This is a genomic window from Sphingobacterium thalpophilum, from assembly GCF_901482695.1.
GTDB lineage: Bacteria > Bacteroidota > Bacteroidia > Sphingobacteriales > Sphingobacteriaceae > Sphingobacterium > Sphingobacterium thalpophilum.
On sequence record NZ_LR590484.1, the window covers coordinates 3758252 to 3781835 of the forward strand.

General features: G+C 42.5%; 20 protein-coding genes. 12 read left to right on the top strand and 8 right to left on the bottom strand.

Going from position 1 to position 23584, the window contains the following annotated elements:
• Positions 1 to 57: 57 nt before the first annotated feature.
• Positions 58 to 432 carry a hypothetical protein gene (locus tag FGL37_RS15440; protein WP_028069126.1) on the bottom strand — a complete coding sequence of 125 codons (375 nt, stop codon included), beginning with the start codon at positions 430 to 432 and terminating at the stop codon, positions 58 to 60.
• Between the two features lie 438 nt (positions 433 to 870).
• On the opposite strand from FGL37_RS15440, the gene FGL37_RS15445 reads away from it, so the two are divergent.
• Both FGL37_RS15445 and FGL37_RS15450 read left to right on the top strand, forming a co-directional pair.
• Positions 871 to 1395, top strand: a complete 525-nt coding sequence (locus FGL37_RS15445) for a hypothetical protein (protein WP_051606617.1) — start codon at positions 871 to 873, stop codon at positions 1393 to 1395.
• Positions 1396 to 1494: 99 nt separating this feature from the next.
• Positions 1495 to 2391 carry an OmpA/MotB family protein gene (locus FGL37_RS15450; RefSeq protein ID WP_028069125.1) on the top strand — a complete coding sequence of 299 codons (897 nt, stop codon included), beginning with the start codon at positions 1495 to 1497 and terminating at the stop codon, positions 2389 to 2391.
• A gap of 77 nt (positions 2392 to 2468) precedes the next feature.
• Here the strand turns inward: FGL37_RS15450 and FGL37_RS15455 are convergent, their stop codons facing one another.
• The 3 genes from FGL37_RS15455 to FGL37_RS15465 all read right to left on the bottom strand — a co-directional run bounded on the left by FGL37_RS15455 (position 2469) and on the right by FGL37_RS15465 (position 6728).
• Positions 2469 to 3101, bottom strand: coding sequence for a gluconate 2-dehydrogenase subunit 3 family protein (locus FGL37_RS15455; RefSeq protein WP_028069124.1), 633 nt, complete (start codon positions 3099 to 3101; stop codon positions 2469 to 2471).
• 3 nt (positions 3102 to 3104) lie between these two features.
• The gene (locus FGL37_RS15460; protein WP_028069123.1) at positions 3105 to 4841 is read right to left on the bottom strand and encodes a GMC family oxidoreductase; all 1737 of its coding nucleotides are present in this window, start codon (positions 4839 to 4841) and stop codon (positions 3105 to 3107) included.
• Between the two features lie 300 nt (positions 4842 to 5141).
• On the bottom strand, positions 5142 to 6728 hold the full coding sequence (locus FGL37_RS15465) for an ABC-F family ATP-binding cassette domain-containing protein (RefSeq protein WP_028069122.1): 1587 nt from the start codon (positions 6726 to 6728) through the stop codon (positions 5142 to 5144).
• A gap of 254 nt (positions 6729 to 6982) precedes the next feature.
• Here FGL37_RS15465 and FGL37_RS15470 point away from each other — a divergent pair, with 254 nt between their 5' ends.
• The gene (locus FGL37_RS15470; protein ID WP_028069121.1) at positions 6983 to 8314 is read left to right on the top strand and encodes a sigma-54-dependent transcriptional regulator; all 1332 of its coding nucleotides are present in this window, start codon (positions 6983 to 6985) and stop codon (positions 8312 to 8314) included.
• A 57-nt stretch (positions 8315 to 8371) separates the two neighbouring features.
• On the opposite strand, the gene yiaA is transcribed toward FGL37_RS15470, so the two are convergent.
• The gene (gene yiaA / locus FGL37_RS15475; protein WP_028069120.1) at positions 8372 to 8839 is read right to left on the bottom strand and encodes an inner membrane protein YiaA; all 468 of its coding nucleotides are present in this window, start codon (positions 8837 to 8839) and stop codon (positions 8372 to 8374) included.
• 134 nt (positions 8840 to 8973) lie between these two features.
• Here yiaA and FGL37_RS15480 point away from each other — a divergent pair, with 134 nt between their 5' ends.
• Positions 8974 to 10473, top strand: coding sequence for a hypothetical protein (locus FGL37_RS15480; RefSeq protein WP_028069119.1), 1500 nt, complete (start codon positions 8974 to 8976; stop codon positions 10471 to 10473).
• Here the strand turns inward: FGL37_RS15480 and FGL37_RS15485 are convergent, their stop codons facing one another.
• Entirely contained in the window at positions 10474 to 11577 is a 1104-nt protein-coding gene (locus FGL37_RS15485; RefSeq protein ID WP_028069118.1) for a DUF695 domain-containing protein, read from the bottom strand.
• 234 nt (positions 11578 to 11811) lie between these two features.
• Here FGL37_RS15485 and FGL37_RS15490 point away from each other — a divergent pair, with 234 nt between their 5' ends.
• The 5 genes from FGL37_RS15490 (at position 11812) to FGL37_RS15510 (ending at position 17121) form a co-directional block, all read left to right on the top strand.
• Complete coding sequence (locus FGL37_RS15490) at positions 11812 to 12315, top strand: BON domain-containing protein (RefSeq protein ID WP_028069117.1); 504 nt, start codon at positions 11812 to 11814, stop codon at positions 12313 to 12315.
• Positions 12316 to 12332: 17 nt separating this feature from the next.
• Positions 12333 to 12752, top strand: a complete 420-nt coding sequence (locus tag FGL37_RS15495; protein WP_028069116.1) for an SH3 domain-containing protein — start codon at positions 12333 to 12335, stop codon at positions 12750 to 12752.
• Between the two features lie 179 nt (positions 12753 to 12931).
• Positions 12932 to 13780, top strand: a complete 849-nt coding sequence (locus tag FGL37_RS15500; RefSeq protein WP_028069115.1) for a hypothetical protein — start codon at positions 12932 to 12934, stop codon at positions 13778 to 13780.
• 250 nt (positions 13781 to 14030) lie between these two features.
• Positions 14031 to 15233 (top strand): tyrosine--tRNA ligase, encoded by a 1203-nt coding sequence (gene tyrS, locus FGL37_RS15505; RefSeq protein ID WP_028069114.1) that lies wholly within the window; start codon positions 14031 to 14033, stop codon positions 15231 to 15233.
• 130 nt (positions 15234 to 15363) lie between these two features.
• On the top strand, positions 15364 to 17121 hold the full coding sequence (locus tag FGL37_RS15510) for an aromatic amino acid hydroxylase (protein ID WP_028069113.1): 1758 nt from the start codon (positions 15364 to 15366) through the stop codon (positions 17119 to 17121).
• Positions 17122 to 17145: 24 nt separating this feature from the next.
• On the opposite strand, the gene FGL37_RS15515 is transcribed toward FGL37_RS15510, so the two are convergent.
• Complete coding sequence (locus tag FGL37_RS15515; protein ID WP_028069112.1) at positions 17146 to 18048, bottom strand: flavin reductase family protein; 903 nt, start codon at positions 18046 to 18048, stop codon at positions 17146 to 17148.
• 10 nt (positions 18049 to 18058) lie between these two features.
• Positions 18059 to 19033, bottom strand: a complete 975-nt coding sequence (locus FGL37_RS15520) for a fumarylacetoacetate hydrolase family protein (RefSeq protein WP_028069111.1) — start codon at positions 19031 to 19033, stop codon at positions 18059 to 18061.
• Between the two features lie 309 nt (positions 19034 to 19342).
• Here FGL37_RS15520 and FGL37_RS15525 point away from each other — a divergent pair, with 309 nt between their 5' ends.
• From FGL37_RS15525 to FGL37_RS15535, 3 genes are read left to right on the top strand one after another with little or no spacing between them, the layout of a single operon-like run.
• Positions 19343 to 20500 carry a homogentisate 1,2-dioxygenase gene (locus tag FGL37_RS15525; RefSeq protein ID WP_028069110.1) on the top strand — a complete coding sequence of 386 codons (1158 nt, stop codon included), beginning with the start codon at positions 19343 to 19345 and terminating at the stop codon, positions 20498 to 20500.
• A 31-nt stretch (positions 20501 to 20531) separates the two neighbouring features.
• A complete protein-coding gene (gene hppD / locus FGL37_RS15530) occupies positions 20532 to 21659 on the top strand; it encodes a 4-hydroxyphenylpyruvate dioxygenase (protein WP_028069109.1) in 1128 nt (375 codons plus the stop codon).
• 12 nt (positions 21660 to 21671) lie between these two features.
• Positions 21672 to 22898 (top strand): Glu/Leu/Phe/Val dehydrogenase dimerization domain-containing protein, encoded by a 1227-nt coding sequence (locus FGL37_RS15535; protein WP_028069108.1) that lies wholly within the window; start codon positions 21672 to 21674, stop codon positions 22896 to 22898.
• Positions 22899 to 23584 lie beyond the last annotated feature (686 nt).

Consider the following 23584-nt stretch of genomic DNA (forward strand, 5'->3'; position numbering starts at 1 on the left):
TAATTTGTTTACGAATATAGGTCTTTAGCCAAAATTAAACGAATTTCCGGTGAAATATTATTTATCTATTTCCAATAAATTACTAATCACCTCTGTAATATTATCGACATCTTCTCCATCCTCGAGCATCGAGAAGGCTAGGTAAGTTGCATAGATTTCGGGGCTGAATTTGACATGCTTGTCCGAAATAAACTTATCGATCTGCTGTTCATTGCACTCGAAATTGATACTTTGCAGTTCATTAAACAAATTGGTGGAGATTGTCTGGTGGTCTTCACCGCAGGCAAATCCTGCAATAATATGGAATAGAAATTTATCGGTTATTTCGTCATCTTCCTTTTTAAACATAGCACGAATATGCTTATAATCGAATTTAGTTTTTGCACTATTCACAATAGTGTCCCAAATCTGATACTCTGCTTTTGTTTCCATAGCTTGCTTTAAATTTATATTGGTAAAACCAATATACTAAAAATAATTTTATTCAAGGAAAGAATGCTGTAACTTCTTGGATCATACACTTGGATTCATGCGAATACGTTTTCTGCTTTACGTTAAATTGACCTCCTAAGCCTGGAGAAAGCTGAATACGATTTCGCCCAGCAAGCATCCTAATAAAATACCAAATAGAACCGATAAACAAATTTTTAACCAAACCGGGGATGTTTTTAGTATAAATTTCATGCCTCAAAAATGCTTCAAAATATGTTTTCCGAAAAAGATATTCGTAAGTAAAAAGATGCCTGTAGCCATTTGATGACAGTCGTGCGGTGCTTTATGGTATGGTAATTGAAATTTAATCTTTGGATTCAATATTTTTAGTAATTTGAATTGGAAAACGTACTTTTTGAAACAGCCTGATTAATAATTATGATGACACGATTACTATTGGCCGTAGTTCTGCTCGCGGTGACAAAGATAGGGCTGGGGCAACAGCTGAATGTTGACAAGATTCGAAGGGAATATGCTGAGGCGGTAAAAAATGAGGACATCTGTGAACTTAATTTAGAGCAATTACGAGCGGGAGCAAAGTCGGTGACGGAGAAAGTTTACTGTGCAGCTTATGAGATACTCCTAGCTAAACATATGGGCAATCCGTTTAAGAAAATAAGCCAGTTTAAGGAAGGAAAAAGGCATCTGGAAGAACTAATTGATGAAAACCCAGAACATATAGAAGCACGCTTCATCCGGTGGAGTGTACAGGTGCATGCGCCCTCGTTTTTGGGGTACAAGGACAACATTCTTGAAGATAAAAATTTTTTGATTAAAAATCTCCATAAACTGCCCAGTGAAGAGGCAAAGTCTATCATCTACAATTATTTAAAAGGGGCTAACCACTATTTAAAGGGCGCGCAGGTTTTTTCAGCATCTGAGCTGAAGGAGCTGGCACGATAGACGTTAAAGGTTGTTAATTCAGCCAAAAATCACGGTTTTGGCGAAGATATTGCTTATCTTGTTGTACAATTGAATTCAACATCTACAAAATAGAATATCATGAAAAATATCATCTTTCCGATATCTGTGCTGACCGCAAGTTTACTTTTCACTGGATGTGTCAGCAAAAAACGATATACAGGGTTACAAACGGACTATAATAATTTGAAAACAGCGCATGGTGATCTCTCCAGAAAATATCAGGACAGTCAGCTGCAGTTGACAGAAGGACGGACACGTATCAAGAGTCTGGAAGACCAGCTTGCTTCCGAAAGGCAGAACAATGCAGATCTTAGATCAGCTTATGCGGCGTTGCAAAAATCATTAGATAATAGCATCAGCCAAAACTCTCAGGGCAACATCAATATTTCAAAGCTAGTTGATGAAATCAATGCATCTAACCGTTACATTAAACATCTGGTCGAGGCTAAAAATAAATCAGACTCCTTAAATCTGGTGTTGACGAACAACCTGACTAGATCACTCAGCCGCGAGGAATTGCAGGAGGTCGATGTCAAAGTACTAAAAGGGGTTGTTTATATTTCGCTTGCGGATAACATGCTGTATAAATCCGGTAGCTATGAAATCAGTGAGAGAGCTGATCTAACCTTAAGTAAAATAGCCAAAATTATTCAGGATTATAAAGATTATGAGGTGCTAATCGAGGGTAATACGGATACGGATCCTATTTCAAAACCAAATATTCGCAACAACTGGGATTTGAGTACTTTGAGAGCTTCGTCTGTTGTCCAGGCATTACAAAACAAGTATGGAGTTGATCCGAAGCGCCTGACTGCCGGTGGTAGAGGAGAATACAACCCGATAGCAGATAATAATACGGCTCTCGGAAAACAGCGGAACAGAAGAACGCAGATCATTATCACGCCTAAACTGGATCAATTTATGGAATTAATAGATAAGGCACCGGAGCCCACTGAGGTTACCCAAGAACAATAGATAGTATAATACCGTATACGAAGGTCATCTACATTTTCCAATAAAAAATCCTTTCCAACTTTGGAAAGGATTTTTTATTACCCAAAAAATTTGCTGGGGTCAAAGCCGTGCTCCCTGAGCACATCGTCCGGTACGCCATTCCACACCCCAGGTTTATTACCTGCATATCCGATATCTTTTACGCCCATCTCACTGGTATAGAATCCGGAAGAAGTAAGATTTCGCATAAGGGAAAAGAAAGCTGCCCCTTGTTGCATTTCCGGTTTGGCCAGTTCGGGATAAGCGATTTCGTCAACGAGAGCAAGTTGATCTTTGGTATCACATTTTATAAATACATTGCCATAGCGTCGCTTGCACTGTAGGTCCAGCCAGCGTAGGCCACCGCGCATAGGGATTTTGTTGTCCGGTAAATCTTTAACGATAAACTCGATGAATTCCGGGACACCTGCTTCAGAGGCGCTGCCGGATTTGCTGTCTTTGGGAATGATGATATCCGCCAGAACGGTAATTGTGGCCATTTCATGATCGTCAAAGAATTTTTCGGCCTGAAGCTGAGCAGTACGTTCATATTCGAAATCCTGAATACCCGGTAATCTTTCGCCATTTGACGCTATAGTTTTCTTTGTTTCTTTAGAATTACAAGCTGCGGTTAAAAGACTAGACCCAGCAGCGATAAATCCCAGTGCTTTTAATGATTCTCTTCTATTCATCTTTTAGCCGTTTAATTTTTTCTTTTCTTGTAATATATATTCTGCGGTTCGCATAGACAGTGCGAGTATAGTCCAGGTCAGGTTTTTATCGCCCTGTTGCACAAATGGCCCAGCGTCGACAACGTATAAGTTTTTACAGTCATGCGCTTGTCCCCATTTGTTTAATACCGAGGTCTTCGGATCGTTGCCCATTCTGGTGGTGCCACCTTCATGAATGATCTTTCCGGGAGCTTCCAATCCGTATAATGTATCAGCACTCGGAATTTTGGATGTGATGACAGCGCCCATTTCGTGCATGATCGACTGAAATGTTTCTTGCATATGCTTTGCCTGTGCGATTTCTTCATTGGCCCATTTGTAGTGGAAACGCAATACCGGAATACCAAACTTATCAACTTTGTTGGGATCGATTTCGCAATAGTTATCTTTCCGGGCCAGGGCGGTGCCGCGTCCGGCCATACCTACGTTAGCACCATAAAAACTACGAAAATCCTCTTTTAGAGCGGTTCCATATCCGCCTTTGGGTTTTGTTTTGCCATCCGCCCCCTTACTTATGCTGTTTACTTGAGGTACCCAGTTGAGGAATCCGTAGGATGGCATATGCAGACCACCGCCGTATTCAATGTGGTAGCCTCTCGGGAAGCTTAATTTGGAATGATCTCCCCACCACGGTGAATAAATATGGACACTTCCCACGCCATCTTCATTATACCTTTTGCGGTCAAGAAGCTGTGGTAAAAAGCCCGAAAGACTTGCTCCAGTAGAATCATGAAGGTATCTGCCCACCAAACCACTGCTATTGCCGACACCCCCCGGATGGGCTTTAGATTTGGAGTTTAACATAATCCGCGCGCTCTCGCAGGCACTGGCCCCCAGAATGACTGTTTTTCCTTTTACCGTATACTCCTGGAGGTCTTTGGTGTCTACATAAGAGACGCCGACGGCTAGCCCTTCATCATTCGTCAACACCTCCCTGACCATAGCGTTGTCGATAACCTTTAGGTTGCCGGTTTTCATCGCCGGGATAACAAGACAGGATGAAGATGAAAAATCACCATAGACTTTGCAGGCGCGGCCGCATTGACCACAATAGAAGCAAGTACCTCTATCTTTGATGTCCTTTGATACTTCGGTAAGCACAGCGCCACGCCCCGGAATCACTGGTACACCTGCTTTTTTGGCTCCTCTGGCAATATATAGTTCGTTAAGACGGGGCTTCGGCGGTTTCATGAAAATGCCGTCAGGCTCATTGTGAATCCCTTCTACCGTGCCATAAATACCGATCATACGATCGACGCGGTCGTAATATGGTTTGACTTCTTCGTATGTGATCGGCCATTCATCCGTGACACCATCTTTGGGTTTGAAGTCATCGGGGCCCATGCGTAACGAAATCCTGCCCCAGTGGTTGGTCCTGCCTCCGAGCATTCGGGCTCTAAACCATTCAAACTCTGTTCCGTCGACTTTGCTATAAGGCTCACCCTCCAGCTGCCATCCGCCAAATGCAGCGTCGAAATCGCCAAAAGGCCTTGTTGTACCCGCGCCTCTCCTTGGAGATTCCCAGGGCCAGCGCAATTGCAGTGAATCTTTCGCCGGATCGTAAAATGGGCCGGCTTCCAGCATCAGTACTTTAAGACCAGCATGCGCCAGAATATAGCCGGCCATGCCTCCTCCTGCGCCTGAACCGACTACGATTGCGTCAAATAATTCAGGACTCTCTTTAATTTGATAATTAGACATAATTAAATTAAGTAATTAATTGAAGCCTGCGAGATAGATTTTCCTTGGAGCATACATATCTATGGGGAGGTTCAATTAATCGATGGTTATTGTTCCGTATTTAAAATCAAGGTGAATATATTGATAAAATCTTAGATTTCTCTAATTTAATTTATCGTTTTAGCAGGTTTTTAAATAACGAATATGAGATTGTTACAAAGGCATGGGGCGGTTTCCCTCATATTGGCCTCCGATAAGCTCTAAAAAAGACAGCCCGTATTCCCCGAATGGGAGAATACAGGCTATCAACATCAATACAGATTATAAACCGATGGATCGTCCTATTCCAATATCCTTGACGAAAACCTCATCGTGGGATATGACCAGAACTGTACCTTTATACTGTCTGATGGCCCGTGTCAATACGCGGATGTTCTGAATATCGAGATTGTTGGTGGGCTCATCCAAAATGATCAGATCCGGAGTTTGTTGCTGTATGGTCAGGCAACAGATGATCAGCCGCATCTTTTCACCGCCGCTCAGGAGTCCACAGGCCTTATCCCAATCCTCTTTTCCGAACAGAAAACGATTGAGTCTAATTTTGATTTCATGTTCGGCTAAGGCAGCGCTGTTATAACGTTGGGCCTGTTCATACACGGTCAACGTGGAGTCGACGATTGAATAATCCTGATCCAGATAGCTGTAGGTGAAGTGCTGCCGTACAATACGGCCATTGGAAGGCGTCAATTGTCCAAGCAGCAATTTGACTAACGTGGTTTTGCCGGAGCCATTCCTACCTGTGAGTGCGATGCGGTCCCCGCTGACTATCTGTAGTTGAACATTTTCTTCCCAGAGATTTCGGACACCGTAACTGTAATTGATGTCTTCGGCTTTGATGATGTTCTTGCCAAACGGCAAGCTGCCGTTTTCAAGATCAATTTTGATTTCATCAAAAGCAGCTTGTGCGTTTCTGAGTTCTTGCAGATTCGCCCTGAAGCCCTCAATTTTATCCTGATGAACGTTTTTGATCTTAGCGGTGCTTTTTTCAGCATTATTCCGCAAGGTATTCATCATTATTCTAGCCACGCCTGCTTTCTCCTGTTTTTTGTGGCCTCTGTTGTTTAATCTGTTCTGCCGTTCGAGCGCTTCTCTTTCCTTCTCTTTTGCTACCCTTATGGCTTTCTCCTGATGGTGAATGTCCTGTTGCATCGCGTTTCGTTCGATGTTTTTTTGTGCTTCGTAGAATGTATAGTTTCCACCGTACCGCTTAATTCCCCCCGGAATCATTTCTAAAGTATCCTCAAGAAGGTCGAGAAGTGTCCGGTCGTGACTGACGGCAACAATGGTATTTTTTGACGATACTATCCATTCGTAAAGCAGATTTTTGCTCTCCAGATCGAGGTGGTTGCTAGGTTCGTCCAAAAGGATAAGCTCACTTTGGTGGACCTGAATACCCGCAAGCATCACCTTTGCTTTCTGTCCGCCACTAAGATCATCCATTTTTTTTGTCAGCAGAACTTCTGGTATTTTCCAATAGTCAAATGCCTCTTTGCAGCGGTCCTCCAAGGTCCAGTCGTCTTGCAACAGATTAAAATTCTGTTCAGAAGCATCCCCTTTGAGGATCGCGTGGAACGCCGTTAACTTTTGCTCAATGCCCAATGCCTGAGCCACCGTAAATTCATTAAGCTGCCCCGTTATCTGTGGGACATAATATGGAGCTGTATGTACTTGTACAGTGCCTTCCGCAGGCAATAGGCTGCCAGTAATAAGGCGCAGTAAGGTTGACTTGCCAACACCGTTGTTGCCGATCAAGGCTACTTTTTCGTGGGCATTTACGGTCAGATTTATATTTTCAAACAATAGATCTCTATTAGGATGTATGTAGGATATCTGGTGTAATGAAATCATGTTAAAATTCTTTAAAGATTAAACATAACCGTTAGATGGTGTTTGTTCACCGCCGGTATCTGTACTTTGCTAAAGAATTTTTAATCTTACATAAATTTCAATAATGATGTGGTGCTGCAAATATACAATTTTATTTTTCACCGGAAAGAAATTCTAGGTGAAAAATAAAATTTTGGGTGCTTCTCTTCACTTCTTTACAGAGAATTGTTGCTGATTTGCTTCACATAAATCGTACTTTTGAAAGAAAAAGAGCTGTGAATAAAATACTCCTTATAGATGATGAAGAGAAGCTGCGTCAGTTGCTTGCCAAGATTATCCGTTTAGAGGGATTTGAAGTTATAGAGGCTTCCGACATAAAATCTGGATTAAAGAAACTCGATGTTGCTGATGTGGACGTGGTATTATGTGATGTTAAATTACCTGATGGTAATGGTGTGGAAACTGCGAGAGTAATTAAGGATCGATTTCCGGTCGTTGAAATTATCCTGTTGACAGCATATGGCAATATTCCCGATGGCGTGCAGGCAATCAAGAATGGGGCATTTGAATATATTACCAAGGGCGATGACAACAATCGGATAATTCCTTTACTATATAAAGCATGCGAGAAAGTCGCATTGGCACGACGGGTCAAACAATTGGAGAAGCAGCTCGGGGATAAATTGTCCTTTGATAAAATTATTGGCCATTCTTCTGCCATTAAGGTGGCGATCAATCTGGCAGAAAAAGTTTCGAGAACAAATACCACCGTATTGTTGACAGGAGAGACGGGAACGGGTAAAGAAGTGTTTGCTCAGGCGATACATCTTGCCAGTGCGCGAAAAGACGGTAATTTTGTTGCAATTAACTGTGCTGCATTTACGAAAGACCTTTTGGAAAATGAACTGTTTGGTCACCGGGCAGGAGCCTTTACAGGTGCTACGAAAGATCAGCGCGGACTTTTTGAGGAGGCCCACCGTGGAACGATTTTTTTAGATGAAATCGGAGAAATGGCGCTCGAACTACAGGCCAAAATACTTCGTGTCTTAGAAACAGGGGAGTTTTTGAAAGTCGGGGACGCAAAACCCACAAAAGTCGACGTGCGTATCCTTGCGGCAACCAACAGAGACCTGCAAATGGAAATTGAAACGGGACATTTTAGAAGCGATTTGTTCTATCGGCTTTCTGTGTTCACTATCCCCCTGCCACCTTTGCGGGAAAGGGTAGAGGATATCCGTCTGCTGGCGCAATATTATGCCGATTTCTTCGCAGCGAAATCTAATCTGAAGCCACTGCGTATGACGGATGAATTTATTACTGCTCTCGAACGAAATACCTGGCGTGGCAATATTCGTGAATTGAAAAATGTCATCGAGCGTAGCGTTATATTGAGTGAGGGCGGATTGCTGGATGTTGATAGTCTTCCGTTTTCAGCTGCTCATCCTGACCCATTAATTGCTTCTAGCTTTGCCATGGCAAATATGGAGAAACAACATATCCAACGTGTTTTGCACCATACCAGTGGGAATAAGGCAGAGGCTGCGCGTTTACTCGAAATTGGTGTCGCCACTTTATATCGCAAAATAGAAGAATATAAATTGAGCTAGCTCTTTGCCGAGATCCTGCAGCATGTCTAAAGCAGAGGCTGCAGGATGGGCAAACCGCTAAAGTTTGATTTCGTTTTCGTCTATGAGTTTAGCATCGCGGGTATTTTTCTGAACAGCAATCGCTGAAAATATGCTTAAGGAAAAAGACATGGCATAAAAGCCCTTCTCACTCAGCAACAAATCTGCGTTCCATAAACCGATAATAAGTAGGACGACAGCGGCAATCGTTGCGAACCAGCTCAAGCCATAATAAAGTTCTGTGACGACGAGGCCTTCGGCTTTGTCTCTGACGCTTTTTTGGACAGAAATGACCGCAAACAGGGCAAATAGCAAAACGGTGAAATAATACCCCTTCTCGTTGAGTGTCATACTTGCATTCCAGAGCCCGATGCAGTAGCCTATCGTTCCGACAAGCAGTGCCGTCCACGAAGCACCGATAAAAGCTCCTGTAGGTTTTAATGGATTTCTTGCGTTTGAATCAGTTTTCAAATTTTTTTCTTCGATCGTGTTTTTTAGCGGTTCCATAATGTAAATTTTTATTGTTGTTATTTGTTGGATCAAATATCTATAGCTTGGCTGATCCGTGAAAATGAATTTCTTGATAATACTGATGACATATTTTGTTGTTTTATCTTATATTTTCACTAATCTTGTATATTATGGATTCTATTTCGGACTTGATCGATCTTTTCAATATCGATGATATTAAGGATTTTAAGACGTTTTTAAAAAGGAAAAATAAACGGACTGATGTGAAGAATCTTCAGTTGCTTGATTTTATAAAAACTGATGATATAAATAAGCTAGAAAAACTTTATGGAACGTCAAAAAATAGAGATGCATACCATGCACTACGGAAAAGGCTACATGATAGTCTGCTTTTTTTTCTTTCTAATAAGGTGTTTGAGCGGGATAACAGCGAAGCACATGAAGCTCTACGTCTACTGGTTGTTGGCCGTTTTCTACTGGAAAACCATTTGCCGAAAGCCGGATTTAAATGTCTTCATCGTGCTGAGCAAAAAGCGCAGTTGCTTGAGCAGTTCAGTCTGCTCAATGAAATTCTGCAAACGAGATTGCAATATGCGTATCTGGATCCAAAGGCCAATTTAGAAATACTGATTGAGCGTTTGATGTGCAATCAAAATAAAATGCAGCAGGAAGCTAAATTTGAGATTGCGTATGCGTTTTTGAGGTCGGAGCTGCAGGATATCCACCTGAAAGCCAAAATTGTTGACTTAAATAATCTTGTCTCCGGTGCTCTCCGCAAGTATGCGATTTCATTAAGCGAACTATTGTCTTTTAAGTCACTTTATCAAATATTATACATTGCCAACGAGTATGCAACAATACACCAGAATTATGCGCTTGTGAAATCCTTTTTGAAAATAAGTGATGAATTTGTTGCGCAGCAGCGCGCGAATTCAGTGCATCATATGTTCTACTATTTGCATATCCTTTATTTTCTCGCCAATTTTAATTTTCGTAACGGTTTGTTTGGTCATAGCTTGGAGTATTTGCAAGAGCTGGAGGAAGGCATGTCGACAGGGATTGCTTATGGCAAGCAGTTTCGCAGCCGCTATTACCTGCTAATGGCGCTGAATTATCATTATTTAGGGGCGGGAGACAAAGGTCTGACATTCTTGCGGTCGGGTATACAGCAAATTGGGGGACAGACAAACGAGGCAGAACTCGCGGATTTACAGCTCTGTTTGGTCATGTTCTTGACACAGTTCCAGGATCAGGATGCGTTAGCAGAGCTCAGGAAAATGATGCGGACAGACTCTTGGTATGAGAAGAAAATGGGTATGTTGTGGACTATACGCAAAAATTTATTGGAGATATTGCTCCACATACAAAACGGGAATATAGACGTGGCAGCATCTCGGGTCAGGAGCTTTAAACGACGATATAAAAAATACCTGGAAATGGTGAAGGAGGGGCGGGTGATCCGTTTTTTAAAGTTGGTTGAAAGTTATCTTCAGGATCCGGCAGTGATAAAATGCGCCGTATTCGTCGACGAGGTCAAACAGATGGCGTCTGCTGTCGAGAATCAAGATTTGTTTGTCTTGAGCTTTATTGCCTGGATGCGATCTCGTATTACCTCCGAAACGCCTTATCAAGCGTTATTGGCTTTAGTAGAGGAACGAAAGCAACAATGATTAATCAACTTGTTTACAAAATCTATTAAAGGATCTCCAGTACTTGTCCTTATAGATTGAATAATCTATCTGCAGCTGGTCCTGATAGACAATGATAAGCTGATCAATGATGTGGGATGTCTTTCTGAATTCTGTACATGCAATGTAAACTTCCCGAATATTGTCTGCTGTCTCACGCCCGATGTTGAGGCTTCCGATATCGGGAGGAAAGCTAAGCATTAAGTCTTCTTCAAATTTATCCATTAAACCGTAAGTCTGCTGATCAGGCATTCCATGGCTAGTCGTGCCATCATAATCAATACGCAATATAGCGATCCATGGATGTGATGCTTTGCCGTCCCAGTCCAGTAAGGCAGTATTGATTACTGCCAGAATAGGGCTGCCATTTTGCATAGTACCTTCGAAGGCGGTGTATGAATCAAGGTCGGTATCGTGTTTTAGGTGTGTATATTTCTCGATAAATTCCTTTTCCCGCCAGATTAAATAGTCCTTTAGCTTGGTCAGCGGAATCAGCTCCCCCGTGGCCATGTCCTTGGATGTAACACTCAAACTGTCTATGGAAATGATTGAGTTCAGTTCTCCGATATAGTTGTCCAAGAATATTTCTACTCCGTGTGTAATGTTTGCTTTTTCATTTTCTGAGTAATCAGGATGGACGATGACAATATCCACTTCATCTGGCCGATAGGTATGAAGTATCGGGTAGAAGAACATGTCATTGATGTCAAACGAAAATCCGTACATCGTAATCTTGAGTTTTTCGATATCGTCGAAAGCAGGTTTCAGTGCTGTAAATTTCCAATTTGGAAGTGCTGGGGCAGATTCGATTAGGTTTTCGACAAAGGCGATGTTTTTGACAACCCCATCAGGCGTAATGACCAGCTCTGCGACGTGTTCATTATACATGCCGGTCAGAAAGTAGAGATCTTTCCGCAAGGCGTCTACTTTAGGGCTGAGCTTACTGAAAAAATTTTGGTCAATTTGGTCGTTATTTTTGACACTATGAAAAAATGCCTGTTCATTTTTTAAGAACCATGTCCAAAACTCGTGTATATTATCTTTTTTGTTGTGTTTTCTGCCAAAAATATTACTCAAAAAGCGCATAGTTGTCGTAGTTCAATCGAGCGTTCAGTAGTACCTGAATCTAAACGCCTGCTTTAAATTTAACGATATAATTATGATTCGCCAAGTGAATTCCTGATTAAATATTATCTGGCAAACAATTGTTGTGGCTGTTTGTTAAAGTTATTGTTGGAAATAATTAATTACTATCGGGCATAGGAATGTGGATGTTGTTCGTCTTTATATTCCGTAAGCTCTTAAAACAATTGTGTACATATGAAATTTTGTAAATTAACATTTTGTCTTTTGGCAGCGTCTGCGACACTTTCTTTTTCTGCTTGTAAATCAGGTCTGTCTGATGATAAACTAGAAGAAAAGATAGAGAACGCGTTAACCGGCCGTAACACGGTTGATGTTGAGGTCGAAAAAGGAAAAGTAATCCTAAGTGGTACGGCAGCTTCTGAGGAGGAGAAGCAGCAAATAGAATCCATCGCGAAGACTGCGGGAGATAAGGATGTGAAGTCCATTCAAAATAATATTATTGTTAGCGCTCCCGTTTCGGCAACACCGGCACCTATCCAAACTTCCAACGACGATGCTGTCCTGGGAGCGGCCGTTAATACCTTTATGAAAGATTTTCCCTCTGTTCAGGCGAGCGTCAAAAATGGTATCATTACCGTAACCGGGACATTGGAACAGGCAAAAGTGGTTACACTGAAACAAGGTTTAGACAATCTGAATCCCAAAAAAGTTGATTTGAGTGGTATTGTTGTCAAATAATTAAAACATTGAACATTATGTCATTGCAAGAAAAATATAAAGTCCTTTTGGACACCGCACAGTCTTCAGGTGTTAACGATCTCAATTATGCTGAGATGGACGGTGTACTACAGATCAGAGGTACAGCTCCGACTGCTGATGTAAAAAACAAGCTCTGGGAAATTTATGGTCATATAGATCCGAACTTTCAATCGGGTGATGTGGTCCTGAATGTCGATGTTGCCACCGAAGTGCCCGGGAGTCAGGTTAAGGTTATTACGGAAAATAGCAATCTAAATATCCGAAAAGGACCTGGCACGGATCAGCCTATCGTGGGAAAAGCAGCCAAAGGTGAAATCATTACATTGATCAGCAAAGCCAATGACCAATGGTGGCTGGTGAGAACCAAGGATAATGAAGAAGGTTACTGTTATGCGCAATATCTAGAATCTGTCTAGCTTTCCAATTACTGCTGCATGGCAGAAAAGGGATAAGTATTTGATCAATATTTATCCCTTTTTTTATTGCTTGTATGCAAGTCGAAGGCGATGTGTAGTTCTTTAAAGCCTGTAATAGACGGTGTCCCAAGTTTGGTGCAATAATTGTATTGTATTATTTGCAACAATTTTATTACAATATGGTGAAATGGAGATATCTCATATTTATTTTTTGCGTATGCGCAGGCCAGCTTACTTTTGCGCAGGAGTATGTCCGACTGGATAAAAGCAAATATCGTCTGCATTTATCTGAATCCCCAAAAGATACGGTCAGAATAATCGAAAGTGGACGAGCAGTTAAATTGAAGCAGGGGAACTATATCGTACAGCACAATCAGTTTATGGGTGCGGCTAATGCTTTTGTGCATGTAGGTAAAGAAGGGTTGATCGAAGGAAGCTTTAAGATTGAGAAAGGTGATCAGCATGGCATTGTGCGGACAAGGCATGGGATACTGGAGCAAATGATCGTAAAAACTGGAGAACTGCTGCATTTTCAATATGTTTTTACGGATACTTCAAGCCTGCGGCGGGACTATAAAAATGGTCGAATAAGCCAGGAAAAACGTGTGTTTTATTATCCTCAGGCGAAGAAGACAGTTCTGAAAACTTTTTATGATAGCTATTATACCATTGAGAATGACTTTGACCATACCCGATCTGATTACAGTCTTGACAACCGGTTGCTGTTCAGGGCGAAACTCGATGGAAGCGGCCAGGTGTCCGCTTCTAAATCTTTTGATAGGGAAGGAAGGTTAGTAAAACATTATTATAGAAAAAACGACGTTTACTATACCGATCTATATCATCAGAATAATTTAAGCGAACGGATCTATAAAATGAATAATTCAATCTGTCACGAGTATTTTAAAGACCAGTTGCTCGTAAAACGAATTGTTCACAAAAAAGGAAAACAGTCTCATGAAAAGTATGTTTATAACGCAGAAGGTATATTGTTGGAACAGCAGACCAAAAAAAGCAACGGTGCATAACTGCAAATAGCGAATACCCATAAAAATCAGCGCGTGCTTGCGATCCGTTTTTGTATGTGAAAAATAATAGCTAATTTTGCTACTGCAATGAAAACAATGAACAATATATTGCGTTTGCCATTTTTCTTTAATTATTATCTCCCGATAATCGTTCGGGAGCGTTATGCCTATTAAAAAAATCAGAAATTTAATTAATGTATATAGCTAAGCCCGGACATTCAGTTCGGGCTTTTTTGTTTTTTATCGTACTATGAACACAGATTTAAAAGAAAACATTGAAATCATTTTACCTGAAGGTGGTCTAGAAGCTAAGTTGCAACGGTCCAGCAAGACCGGCAAGCCCCTTGTCATTAAGCTTGGGTTTGATCCTACCGCGCCGGATCTACATTTAGGGCATGCGGTTGTCCTGAAGAAGTTAAGACAGTTTCAGGTACTCGGGCATCAGGTGGTCGTGCTTGTCGGTAGCTTTACAGCGCGTATCGGTGACCCCACAGGAAAAAACAAAGCCCGCAAACCCTTAAATCGCGAGGAAATTGCGCACAACGCTGCCACTTACATCGCTCAGTTGTCCAAAATTATCGATGTGTCGAAGACGCGTGTTGTTTTTAATGAAGATTGGCTGGATAAGCTGTGTTTTACTAAAGTAATCCAGCTGATGTCGAAAGTCACCGTAGCGCAGCTTATGCAGCGTCACGATTTTCACAGGCGTTTTAATGACAATCAACCCATTGCTATGCATGAATTAGTCTATCCGATCCTGCAGGGATTTGATTCGGTGCATGTCAAAAGCGATATCGAGATGGGAGGGACCGACCAGTTATTTAACTGTACAATGGGGCGACAGCTTCAGGAGTCTTTCGATATGGACCCGCAAGTGGTGCTATGTATGCCACTACTTAAAGGTCTGGACGGAAAAGAAAAAATGAGTAAGTCTCTGCATAACACCATCGGTTTACTGGACAAACCCGATGATATGTTTGGTAAGACAATGTCGATTCCGGATAGCTTAATCCACGAATATCTCGATCTGACGACAGACTTTGATCAGACACAGAAAGCGGAATTGAAGTTCAGGCTGGAATCGGGCGACAATCCCATGAAGATCAAAAAAATCATAGCTCATAATTTAGTGTGTCAATACCATAATCCGCAGCAAGCTGCTGAGGCCATGGAATTTTTCGAACAGCGCTTTCAGCAAAAATCATTTAACGACAAAAATTTTGAAGAGCGTTCCCTGTCGGCTATTCGGGCTGCGGTCGGTGAAACCCCCAAGTTAATAGATCTTTGCCATTGGCTGAAGCAGGACCTAAGCAAGTCAGCTATACGCCGCCTGATATGTGAGGGTGGCGTACAGATTGATTCAAATAAATTTACAGCGCCTGATATGCCTGTCTCGTTAAATGATGGCTTTAGAATTAAATTGGGTAAAAGAAGTTTTTTTAGGTTTGTTTAGTAATATTTTTAAGTGTATACATTAAATATATTTTGATAAACTGAATAATAATAAACCATTATACTTTTGGAAGTCATAAATATTTACTACCTTCATATACAGGCTCACGCTTATTTCAAACCGATTATAAATGGAAACATATAACAATGCTGTGCTGGCGCAGTTGCCAAAACACTTAAAACGCTATGTCGTGCCTCAACAATACGAACGATATACTGCGCTAGATCAGGCCTTATGGCGCTATGTGATGCGGCAGAACTACGCTTTCTTGAAAGATGTGGCCTATTATCCTTATATACCTGGGTTAAAGAAAGCGGGGCTGTCAATAGAGCATATTCCGGATCTTCAAGAGATGAATGATAGTCTCAAACGGATTGGATGGGGGGCGGTAACGGTAGACGGTTTTATACCACCTGCTGCTTTCATGGAGTTTCAGGCACATCGGGTATTGGTTATTGCAGCGGACATACGACAGCTGGAACATATTGAATATACTCCGGCTCCCGATATCATTCATGAATCTTCTGGACACGCACCTATCATCGGAGAACCTGATTATGCGGCCTACTTACAGTATTTTGGCGAAATCGGGACAAAAGCGCTTTCTTCCCGTAAGGATCTCGAACTGTATGAGGCCATTCGTCATCTATCGATCTTAAAGGAGCAGGCTGGTACAACGGAAGATGAATTGGCAGACGCCGAGGCGCGGCTTAAAATGGTTCAGGATAATATGGGAGAGGCCTCAGAAATGGCCTTGCTAAGCAGGTTACATTGGTGGACTGTTGAGTATGGCCTGATCGGTAGCCTTGAAGATCCAAAAATTTATGGTGCAGGATTGCTGTCTTCCATTGGCGAGAGCGCAAGTTGTATGCAAAAATCCATCCCGAAATTACCTTACGATCTAGCTGCGGTCGCTTACCCTTATGATATTACTCAGCCGCAGCCACAACTGTTTGTTACACCAGATTTCGAGCATTTGGTTAACGTATTGGACCAGTTCGCGGATACGATGGCCTTTCGGGTCGGCGGTAAACAGAGTTTGGAGAAAGCGATCGACTGTGGGGCCGTATGTACAGCAGAATATAGCTCGGGCCTACAGGTGTCAGGGGTTTTTCAGTCTGCCAATACAGACGCGTCGATTTCCTATATACGGACAGCAGGTCCTACGGCGCTGGCATACGCAGGCAAGCAACTGGACGGCCATGGCATCAATTATCATATAGATGGATTTGGTTCACCGGTCGGAACGCTGAAAGAAAGCGGTAAGAATCTGGAGGATTTCTCGGATGGGGATCTGCGCGTTTACGGTATTGTTGAGCGACAGCGATGTGTGTTGCAGTTTACTTCGGGGATTGTTGTAAACGGGATACTGTTGCATGTTTTGCGCCGGGAAGAAAAAATTGTAATGATGTCATTCGAAGACTGTGCCGTGTCCCGAAATGGACGAAAAGAAATCTATTTCAAATCCGAATGGGGGACTTACGATATGGCAGTGGGGGCGACAATCATTTCCGTTTTCGCTGGAGCAGCTGATAAGGACGCATATGAGTGTATTTCAGAGGATGCACCTTCTGCTGCAACCATGCCTCAAGTTCCGAAAGCCTACCGTGGATTGATTGCTTTGTATGATGCTATTAGGGCATTTCGCATCGGTACTTTTGACCGGGGAGTCTGGATGACACTTTTCGAACAGCTCCCAGCGGAAGCTACCGATACCTGGCTGGCTTTGGTGGAACTGTATGAAATTGCATGGGCACATCAGGAACTAGATCTTGCAAATCTTGCTGAAGACAGACTACGTTATTTCATTTCGATAAAGCCCGATCTGACAAAGCTGATAGAAGACGGGATACGCATAGCGAAAGACGAAGCGTTAAATAATCAGTAGGTATTGTCGAGCATATAAATTCGTTTAAATGCTCAACAATACCTGCCATGCTTTTTCCAGTTGACCTTTATCCAATAGTTGAGCAGCGTATTCGTGTACTTTTTGTTTCATGCGCACAGCATCTTGCTGAAAGTTGAGCTGGAGATACCGAAGATATTTATCTTCTAGCTGTATGTGATCTAATCTGGGTAGAGATTCTACATTCGCCAGCATACCCAAATGATTGCCTGTGAGCACCGTTGACAACCGGATGCTTTCAGGTAATTGATCTACACCTATACCGAGGCTACGGAGCGGTTTGGGAACAATAAAGAGATTTTCGCTGCTCACCCGGGAGTACCAGTCTCCACCGAGACGGGCGACCAAATCCAACTGTTCTTGTTTGATCGTGTTGTCATGCTGCAATAAAGTTTTGTGCACGTGCATATATAATACTTCTGCGATCACAAGATTTCCTGCTCCCGGCTTATCGCTTAAGGCAATAATTTCTCTGACGTTGCATTCCAGCTGAACTGGGGACTCTGCGACCCGCGGTGGACGTATGTAGAGGGAAGGGATGGGCGTCAATCCTGATTTGTCAAACTCGTCGACTTCCTTGGCGTACTCTGTGCTTGCCAACGATTGTTGCTGTACCATAGCATAATTTACGATATTGATGACGACTTCGTTGACTTCTTTGAGATTGTCCAATGTATGTTTGGTGCTTCCGTCCCGCATGCGACGCAAAGGAGAGAACACACATATAGGAGGCTGATGAGACATGAGGTTAAAGTAGCTGAAAGGGCTCAGATTAACATGCCCCAAGCTGTCTATAGTACTTGCAAAGCAGATTGGCCGGGGGGCAACGGCGTATTTGATTAAATTATCGACAATAGCCTGGTCTGCGGAAGCTTCAAATGTGACAGTTTCAAAAAGTGAGGAGTTCATTTTCTTTTTTTTATGCGTGGTATAATTCGATGGAATTGTAAAGTGTACCCAAACCTGTTACTTGCAGTTCGACTTGGTCTCCTGGCTGAAGCCATTGGTCGCGGTGAGTAGCGTTTTCTATCCGTGCCGTGCCGTTGAGTTCGAGAAAGCAGCCTGTGCCCACGGTTCCTGAACCGATGATATCCCCCGGCACAAGTTGTACACCATAGGAAACTCGTTCAATGATTTCGGCAAATGTCCAATGCATTGTCGAAAGATTACCAGAGGATACCCTTTGACCATTGACCCAACAAGACATATCAAGATCATATTTGCCACCAATATGATTTTCGGAAGGTTTGATTTTATAAGGGGCCAATTCGTCCTTGGTCACTAGCCATGGGCCTATCGCTGTAGCAAAATCCTTTCCTTTGGCCGGACCTAAACTTAGTTTCATCTCCTCCATTTGCAGTTTTCGAGCACTGAAATCGTTCATGATCATGTAACCGGCGATGTAATCATCGGCCTGTGAAGCCGGAATATTGATGCCAGTTTTATTGATGACGATGGCTACCTCGAGTTCAAAATCAAGCTGTTCAAGATGTAATGGCATGCATCGTATTGGGCCGGGGCCTTGTATAGCCTGATGGTTGGAAAAGTAGAAAACAGGAAAATTATCAAATTCGGAGATCATGTCCAGTCCACGGTTTCGTCTGGAGGTGGCCACATGTTGTCGGAAAGCGTAAGCATCGCGTAGGGAGGAGGGTCTGGGGACGGGGGCGGCAAGCTGGATATCCTGCAAGGGATGATATATGCTGGTCATACTGCCGTCAGCCAGAGCATTATGATAGTCTCGTAAGCGGTTCATCGTTTCATCACCCCCGGTCAGAAAACCGGCCATATCGCCTGGGAGCCCGGGATCTATGTCCCGGCAGAGATATATCCGATCATCGATCAAGATGGCCAGTTCGTGTTGACCGTTTTTTGTGCAGGTAACGATTTTCATATTGGAATATGTATTGGTTATTCAATGTTTACATGTGACACAAATATATTGGATAAGTTTTGAAAAAAATATTTCTTCCCTTGAAAATAGAAAATTATGCTTACCTTTATTATTACATTATAAACTTTAGAAATGATCGCCCGCGGCTTTTTTTACTTTGCTCCAGCTATAGCTTATATTGCTTTTAACAGAGCAATTATTGCTGAGATCGTTTTTGCCCAATACTAATCTCTTCGAACTTTTTGCCAATGATCCTATTGGCGGCTCAGATATTGATTTTATTTTAATAACCTTTTAAATCGTAGAATTATGCCATTTTATGTTAGACAGGGGCAGATTCCAACACAGCGACATACTGTTTTCAGAAAGCCCGACAATACGCTTTATGCGGAGGAGCTTGTTTCCACCCATGGCTTTTCAAGTCTTTACTCCCTAGTATATCACTGCCACCCGCCTACGCTGGTGAAACAGATTCATGCCCCTTACGATGTCACTCCGAAAATTGCCAGAGAGAAGCATCTCAGGCATACTAGTTTAAAAGGGTTCGAAGTGGAGGCTAAAGATGATTATCTCGAAAGCCGAATAGCTGTTTTGGTCAACCAAGACCTGCATATTTCGCTGGCTGCTCCACGCTGCTCCATGCAGGATTACTTTTATAAGAACAGCCAGGCTGATGAAGTTATATTTATACATCAGGGAACAGGCAGGTTGAAGACAGGTTATGGGGCTATTCCGTTCAAGTATGGCGATTATTTGGTGATCCCTAGGGGTACCATCTATCAGATGGAATTTGATCAGGAGGATAATCGTTTATTTCTTGTTGAATCATTTTCTCCGGTTCGTACTCCCAAACGGTACCGGAATGAGTTTGGCCAGTTAATGGAGCATGCGCCTTTTTCTGAACGGAACATCCGAACGCCACAGGATCTGGAAACTTTTGACCAATTAGGTGATTATGAGGTGAGGATAAAAAAGCAGGGCTTAATTTATCCTTATATCTACGGGAGCCATCCTTTTGATTTCATCGGATGGGATGGATATCATTTTCCATGGGCATTTTCTATTCATGATTTTATGCCCATTACGGGTAAGCTACATCAGCCACCACCTGTCCATCAGACCTTTGAGACAGATACTTTTGTGCTGTGTAGTTTTTGTCCACGTCTGTATGACTACCATCCGCATGCTATTCCAGCACCCTATAACCACAGTAATGTGGACTCGGACGAGGTATTGTATTATGTCGACGGCGACTTTATGAGCCGCAAATCGGTAGAGAAAGGACAGATCACTTTGCACCCCGGTGGCATCCCGCATGGGCCGCATCCCGGTACAGTAGAGAAGAGCATTGGACAGACCAAAACCGAGGAGCTTGCTGTGATGATCGATCCTTTTCGTCCCTTGATGCTGACTGTAGAAGCGCTCAAGATCGAAGATCCGGATTATTTTAGATCCTGGATGAGTTAGTTGAAACACAAAGAATAACCTTATAAAAATTATGGCGAATACATTTGCGGAAAAGATTGCCCAAGCGCAGGACTTTCTACCTATCAACGGAACGGATTATATTGAATTTTATGTCGGTAATGCCAAGCAGGCCGCACATTATTACAAGACAGCCTTTGGATTTCAGTCGGAGGCCTATGCTGGACCCGAGACTGGCGTCAGGGATCGTGCATCCTATGTTTTAAGACAAAATAAGATACGTTTGGTTCTTACCACTGCGTTAAAATCAGATCATCCCATCGCAGCACATGTAAAGAAGCATGGCGACGGGGTGAAAATTTTGGCATTGTGGGTGGATGATGCCCGGAAATCATTTGAAGAGACTACCAAAAGGGGCGCGAAAGTCTATCAGGAACCCCAGTTACTTCAGGACGAACACGGTGAGGTCTGGACCGCCGGAATTTACACCTATGGTGAAACTGTGCACTTATTTGTGGAGCGGAGGAATTATACAGGTGCCTTTATGCCGGGATATGAAAAATGGGAAAGCAATTACAATCCGGCAGAAACGGGCTTGCTTTATGTGGATCATTGTGTAGGTAACGTGGGTTGGAACAGGATGAACGAGGCTGTCCAGTGGTATCAGGACGTCATGGGATTTGTAAATATACTTTCCTTCGACGATAAGCAGATCAATACGGAGTACTCGGCTTTAATGAGCAAAGTCATGAGCAATGGAAATGGCTATGTCAAATTTCCGATCAATGAACCCGCTGAAGGAAAAAAGAAGTCCCAGATAGAAGAATATCTCGAATTTTATGAAGGTGAGGGGGTACAACATGCCGCTTTGGCAACGAAAGACATTGTACGCACTGTAAAGGAACTTAAAGCCCGTGGTGTTGAATTTCTTGCCGCTCCGCCAGAAGCCTATTATGATATGCTGCCGGATAGGGTGGGTGACATAGATGAGGAAATCCGCGTGATCCAGGAGCTGGGTATTTTGGTCGATAGAGACGAAGAGGGCTATCTATTACAGATATTTACTAAGCCAGTGGAAGACCGACCCACTTTATTCTACGAAATTATTCAGCGAAAAGGTGCACAAAGTTTTGGGGCCGGCAATTTTAAGGCATTGTTCGAAGCCATAGAACGGGAGCAGGAACGGAGGGGGAACCTATAAAACGTGATGGCAATGAGAGAATTGTTAGGTGCATTTGAGCACAAGAGTCCGGAAATCGTATTTGAGTGGAAAGACAGTGAAACAGAAGCCCGAGGATGGGTTGTTATCAATTCATTGCGTGGTGGTGCGGCCGGTGGTGGTACGCGGATGCGCGCAGGCTTGGACCGGCATGAAGTGGAGTCTTTGGCCAAAACTATGGAAGTAAAGTTTACGGTTTCGGGTCCCGCTATAGGCGGTGCCAAGTCGGGAATAGACTTTGATCCACTGGATCCGCGTAAGAATGAGGTTTTAGATCGCTGGTTTAAAGTAGTCACCCCTTTGTTGAAGAACTACTATGGTACTGGCGGAGATCTGAATATAGATGAGATCCATGACGTAATACCGCTAACTGAGGAGTACGGTTTGTGGCATCCGCAAGAAGGCATATTAAACGGCCATTTCAAAGTCAATGAGAGCAATCGCATCCACCAAATCGGTCAGTTGCGGTACGGGGTTTCGAAGGTACTGGAGGACAATTCTTATAGTCCGGACCTCAGACGCAAATATAAAGTTGCAGATATGATTACCGGTTATGGTGTCTCTGAATCCATTCGTCATTATTACGCGCTTTTTGGAAATAGCTGTCATGGTAAGCGGGCGGTTATCCAAGGTTGGGGGAATGTTGCTGCAGCGGCGGCCTTCTATCTTTGTAAACTTGGGGTCAGGATCGTCGGTATCCTTGACCGTGCCGGTGGAGTGATCAATGCGGACGGCTTTAGTGAAGCTGTTATTAACCAGTTATTTTTGGATAGACGGGGAAACCAATTGTATACGGATAACCTGATTCCTTTTGAGCAAATACAAAGTGAGATCTGGACATTGCAGGCCGAAATCTTTGTGCCGGCAGCAGCGTCGCGCCTGGTGTCAAAAGATCAGATACAGCAACTGATGGAAAATGGACTCGAGCTGATCGCGTGTGGCGCAAATGTTCCTTTTGCTGATCAGGAAATATTTTACGGCCCAGTTATGGAGTTTGCCGACCAGCATGTCGCAGTAATACCTGATTTTATAGCCAATTGTGGTATGGCACGAGTGTTTGCCTATTTAATGCAAAGGAATATTGAAATGAGTGACGACGCTATCTTTTCAGACGTTTCAAGGACTATTTTTGAAGCGTTGAAGAAAATAAGAGACGCTTCGGCAGAACGCATAGGGTTATCATCCAGAGCTTATGAAATAGCGCTGAAGCAACTCCTTTAATGATGTAACGATGTTTATAAACGAAAAACACTTGAAGCGGGGAACTTCAAGTGTTTTAACTAACCAATTATTAACCTAAATTTATGAATGACTAAAATAGTACAATTGCTATGCCAGTTCTTTTTCTTAGAATGAATTAATTGTCATTTTATTGTTAATATAAAATACTGTGGTAGATGGTCAACGTTGGGCGGTTAAATACGACATCTTAATTCAAACAGATTCTCCTCTACGGGGTGCTATTTATAGTCGTAGCCGTGTTGTAATTGCTTGAAACAGAAACTCCTGAAGCGGGGAACTTCAGGAGTTATCCTAACCAATTATTAACCTAAATTTATGAAAAGTACTAGTATAACGTAGTAAGAAGTCAAAATGTTTCACCAATTTCTATTTTTTATACTTTTTAACATTTTTTTGTATTTCTATATTGATTTTCGATTAACTGCACATCAATTGGTATGTTTTCCTTTTAGAAAATAAAAAAAGCCGCTAGTAGGGTATACTAACAGCTTTTTTATCACTAACTAATTTTTAACCTAAACTTATGAAACTGGTAAGTAACTTTCAATTTGGATGCCAATACCACGAATTCTTTTCCGGTTTAACGGTTTTTAACGCTTTTGACCTGTTGCTCTATCTATTTATAGCAATTTGGACCGCAGATTATTTCCAAACTTTTTGTGGTG

What these genes read in the sequence shown, in the direction of transcription:
- FGL37_RS15495 (WP_028069116.1), top strand. Translation starts at nt 12,333, where the DNA reads ATGTCATTGCAAGAAAAATATAAAGTCCTTTTGGACACCGCACAGTCT.
- FGL37_RS15535 (WP_028069108.1), top strand. Translation starts at nt 21,672, where the DNA reads ATGAGAGAATTGTTAGGTGCATTTGAGCACAAGAGTCCGGAAATCGTA.
- FGL37_RS15480 (WP_028069119.1), top strand. Translation starts at nt 8,974, where the DNA reads ATGGATTCTATTTCGGACTTGATCGATCTTTTCAATATCGATGATATT.
- FGL37_RS15450 (WP_028069125.1), top strand. Translation starts at nt 1,495, where the DNA reads ATGAAAAATATCATCTTTCCGATATCTGTGCTGACCGCAAGTTTACTT.
- FGL37_RS15455 (WP_028069124.1), bottom strand. Translation starts at nt 3,101, where the DNA reads ATGAATAGAAGAGAATCATTAAAAGCACTGGGATTTATCGCTGCTGGG.
- FGL37_RS15510 (WP_028069113.1), top strand. Translation starts at nt 15,364, where the DNA reads ATGGAAACATATAACAATGCTGTGCTGGCGCAGTTGCCAAAACACTTA.
- FGL37_RS15500 (WP_028069115.1), top strand. Translation starts at nt 12,932, where the DNA reads ATGGTGAAATGGAGATATCTCATATTTATTTTTTGCGTATGCGCAGGC.
- yiaA (WP_028069120.1), bottom strand. Translation starts at nt 8,839, where the DNA reads ATGGAACCGCTAAAAAACACGATCGAAGAAAAAAATTTGAAAACTGAT.
- FGL37_RS15485 (WP_028069118.1), bottom strand. Translation starts at nt 11,577, where the DNA reads ATGCGCTTTTTGAGTAATATTTTTGGCAGAAAACACAACAAAAAAGAT.
- FGL37_RS15515 (WP_028069112.1), bottom strand. Translation starts at nt 18,048, where the DNA reads ATGAACTCCTCACTTTTTGAAACTGTCACATTTGAAGCTTCCGCAGAC.
- FGL37_RS15465 (WP_028069122.1), bottom strand. Translation starts at nt 6,728, where the DNA reads ATGATTTCATTACACCAGATATCCTACATACATCCTAATAGAGATCTA.
- tyrS (WP_028069114.1), top strand. Translation starts at nt 14,031, where the DNA reads ATGAACACAGATTTAAAAGAAAACATTGAAATCATTTTACCTGAAGGT.
- hppD (WP_028069109.1), top strand. Translation starts at nt 20,532, where the DNA reads ATGGCGAATACATTTGCGGAAAAGATTGCCCAAGCGCAGGACTTTCTA.
- FGL37_RS15490 (WP_028069117.1), top strand. Translation starts at nt 11,812, where the DNA reads ATGAAATTTTGTAAATTAACATTTTGTCTTTTGGCAGCGTCTGCGACA.
- FGL37_RS15445 (WP_051606617.1), top strand. Translation starts at nt 871, where the DNA reads ATGATGACACGATTACTATTGGCCGTAGTTCTGCTCGCGGTGACAAAG.
- FGL37_RS15460 (WP_028069123.1), bottom strand. Translation starts at nt 4,841, where the DNA reads ATGTCTAATTATCAAATTAAAGAGAGTCCTGAATTATTTGACGCAATC.
- FGL37_RS15520 (WP_028069111.1), bottom strand. Translation starts at nt 19,033, where the DNA reads ATGAAAATCGTTACCTGCACAAAAAACGGTCAACACGAACTGGCCATC.
- FGL37_RS15525 (WP_028069110.1), top strand. Translation starts at nt 19,343, where the DNA reads ATGCCATTTTATGTTAGACAGGGGCAGATTCCAACACAGCGACATACT.
- FGL37_RS15440 (WP_028069126.1), bottom strand. Translation starts at nt 432, where the DNA reads ATGGAAACAAAAGCAGAGTATCAGATTTGGGACACTATTGTGAATAGT.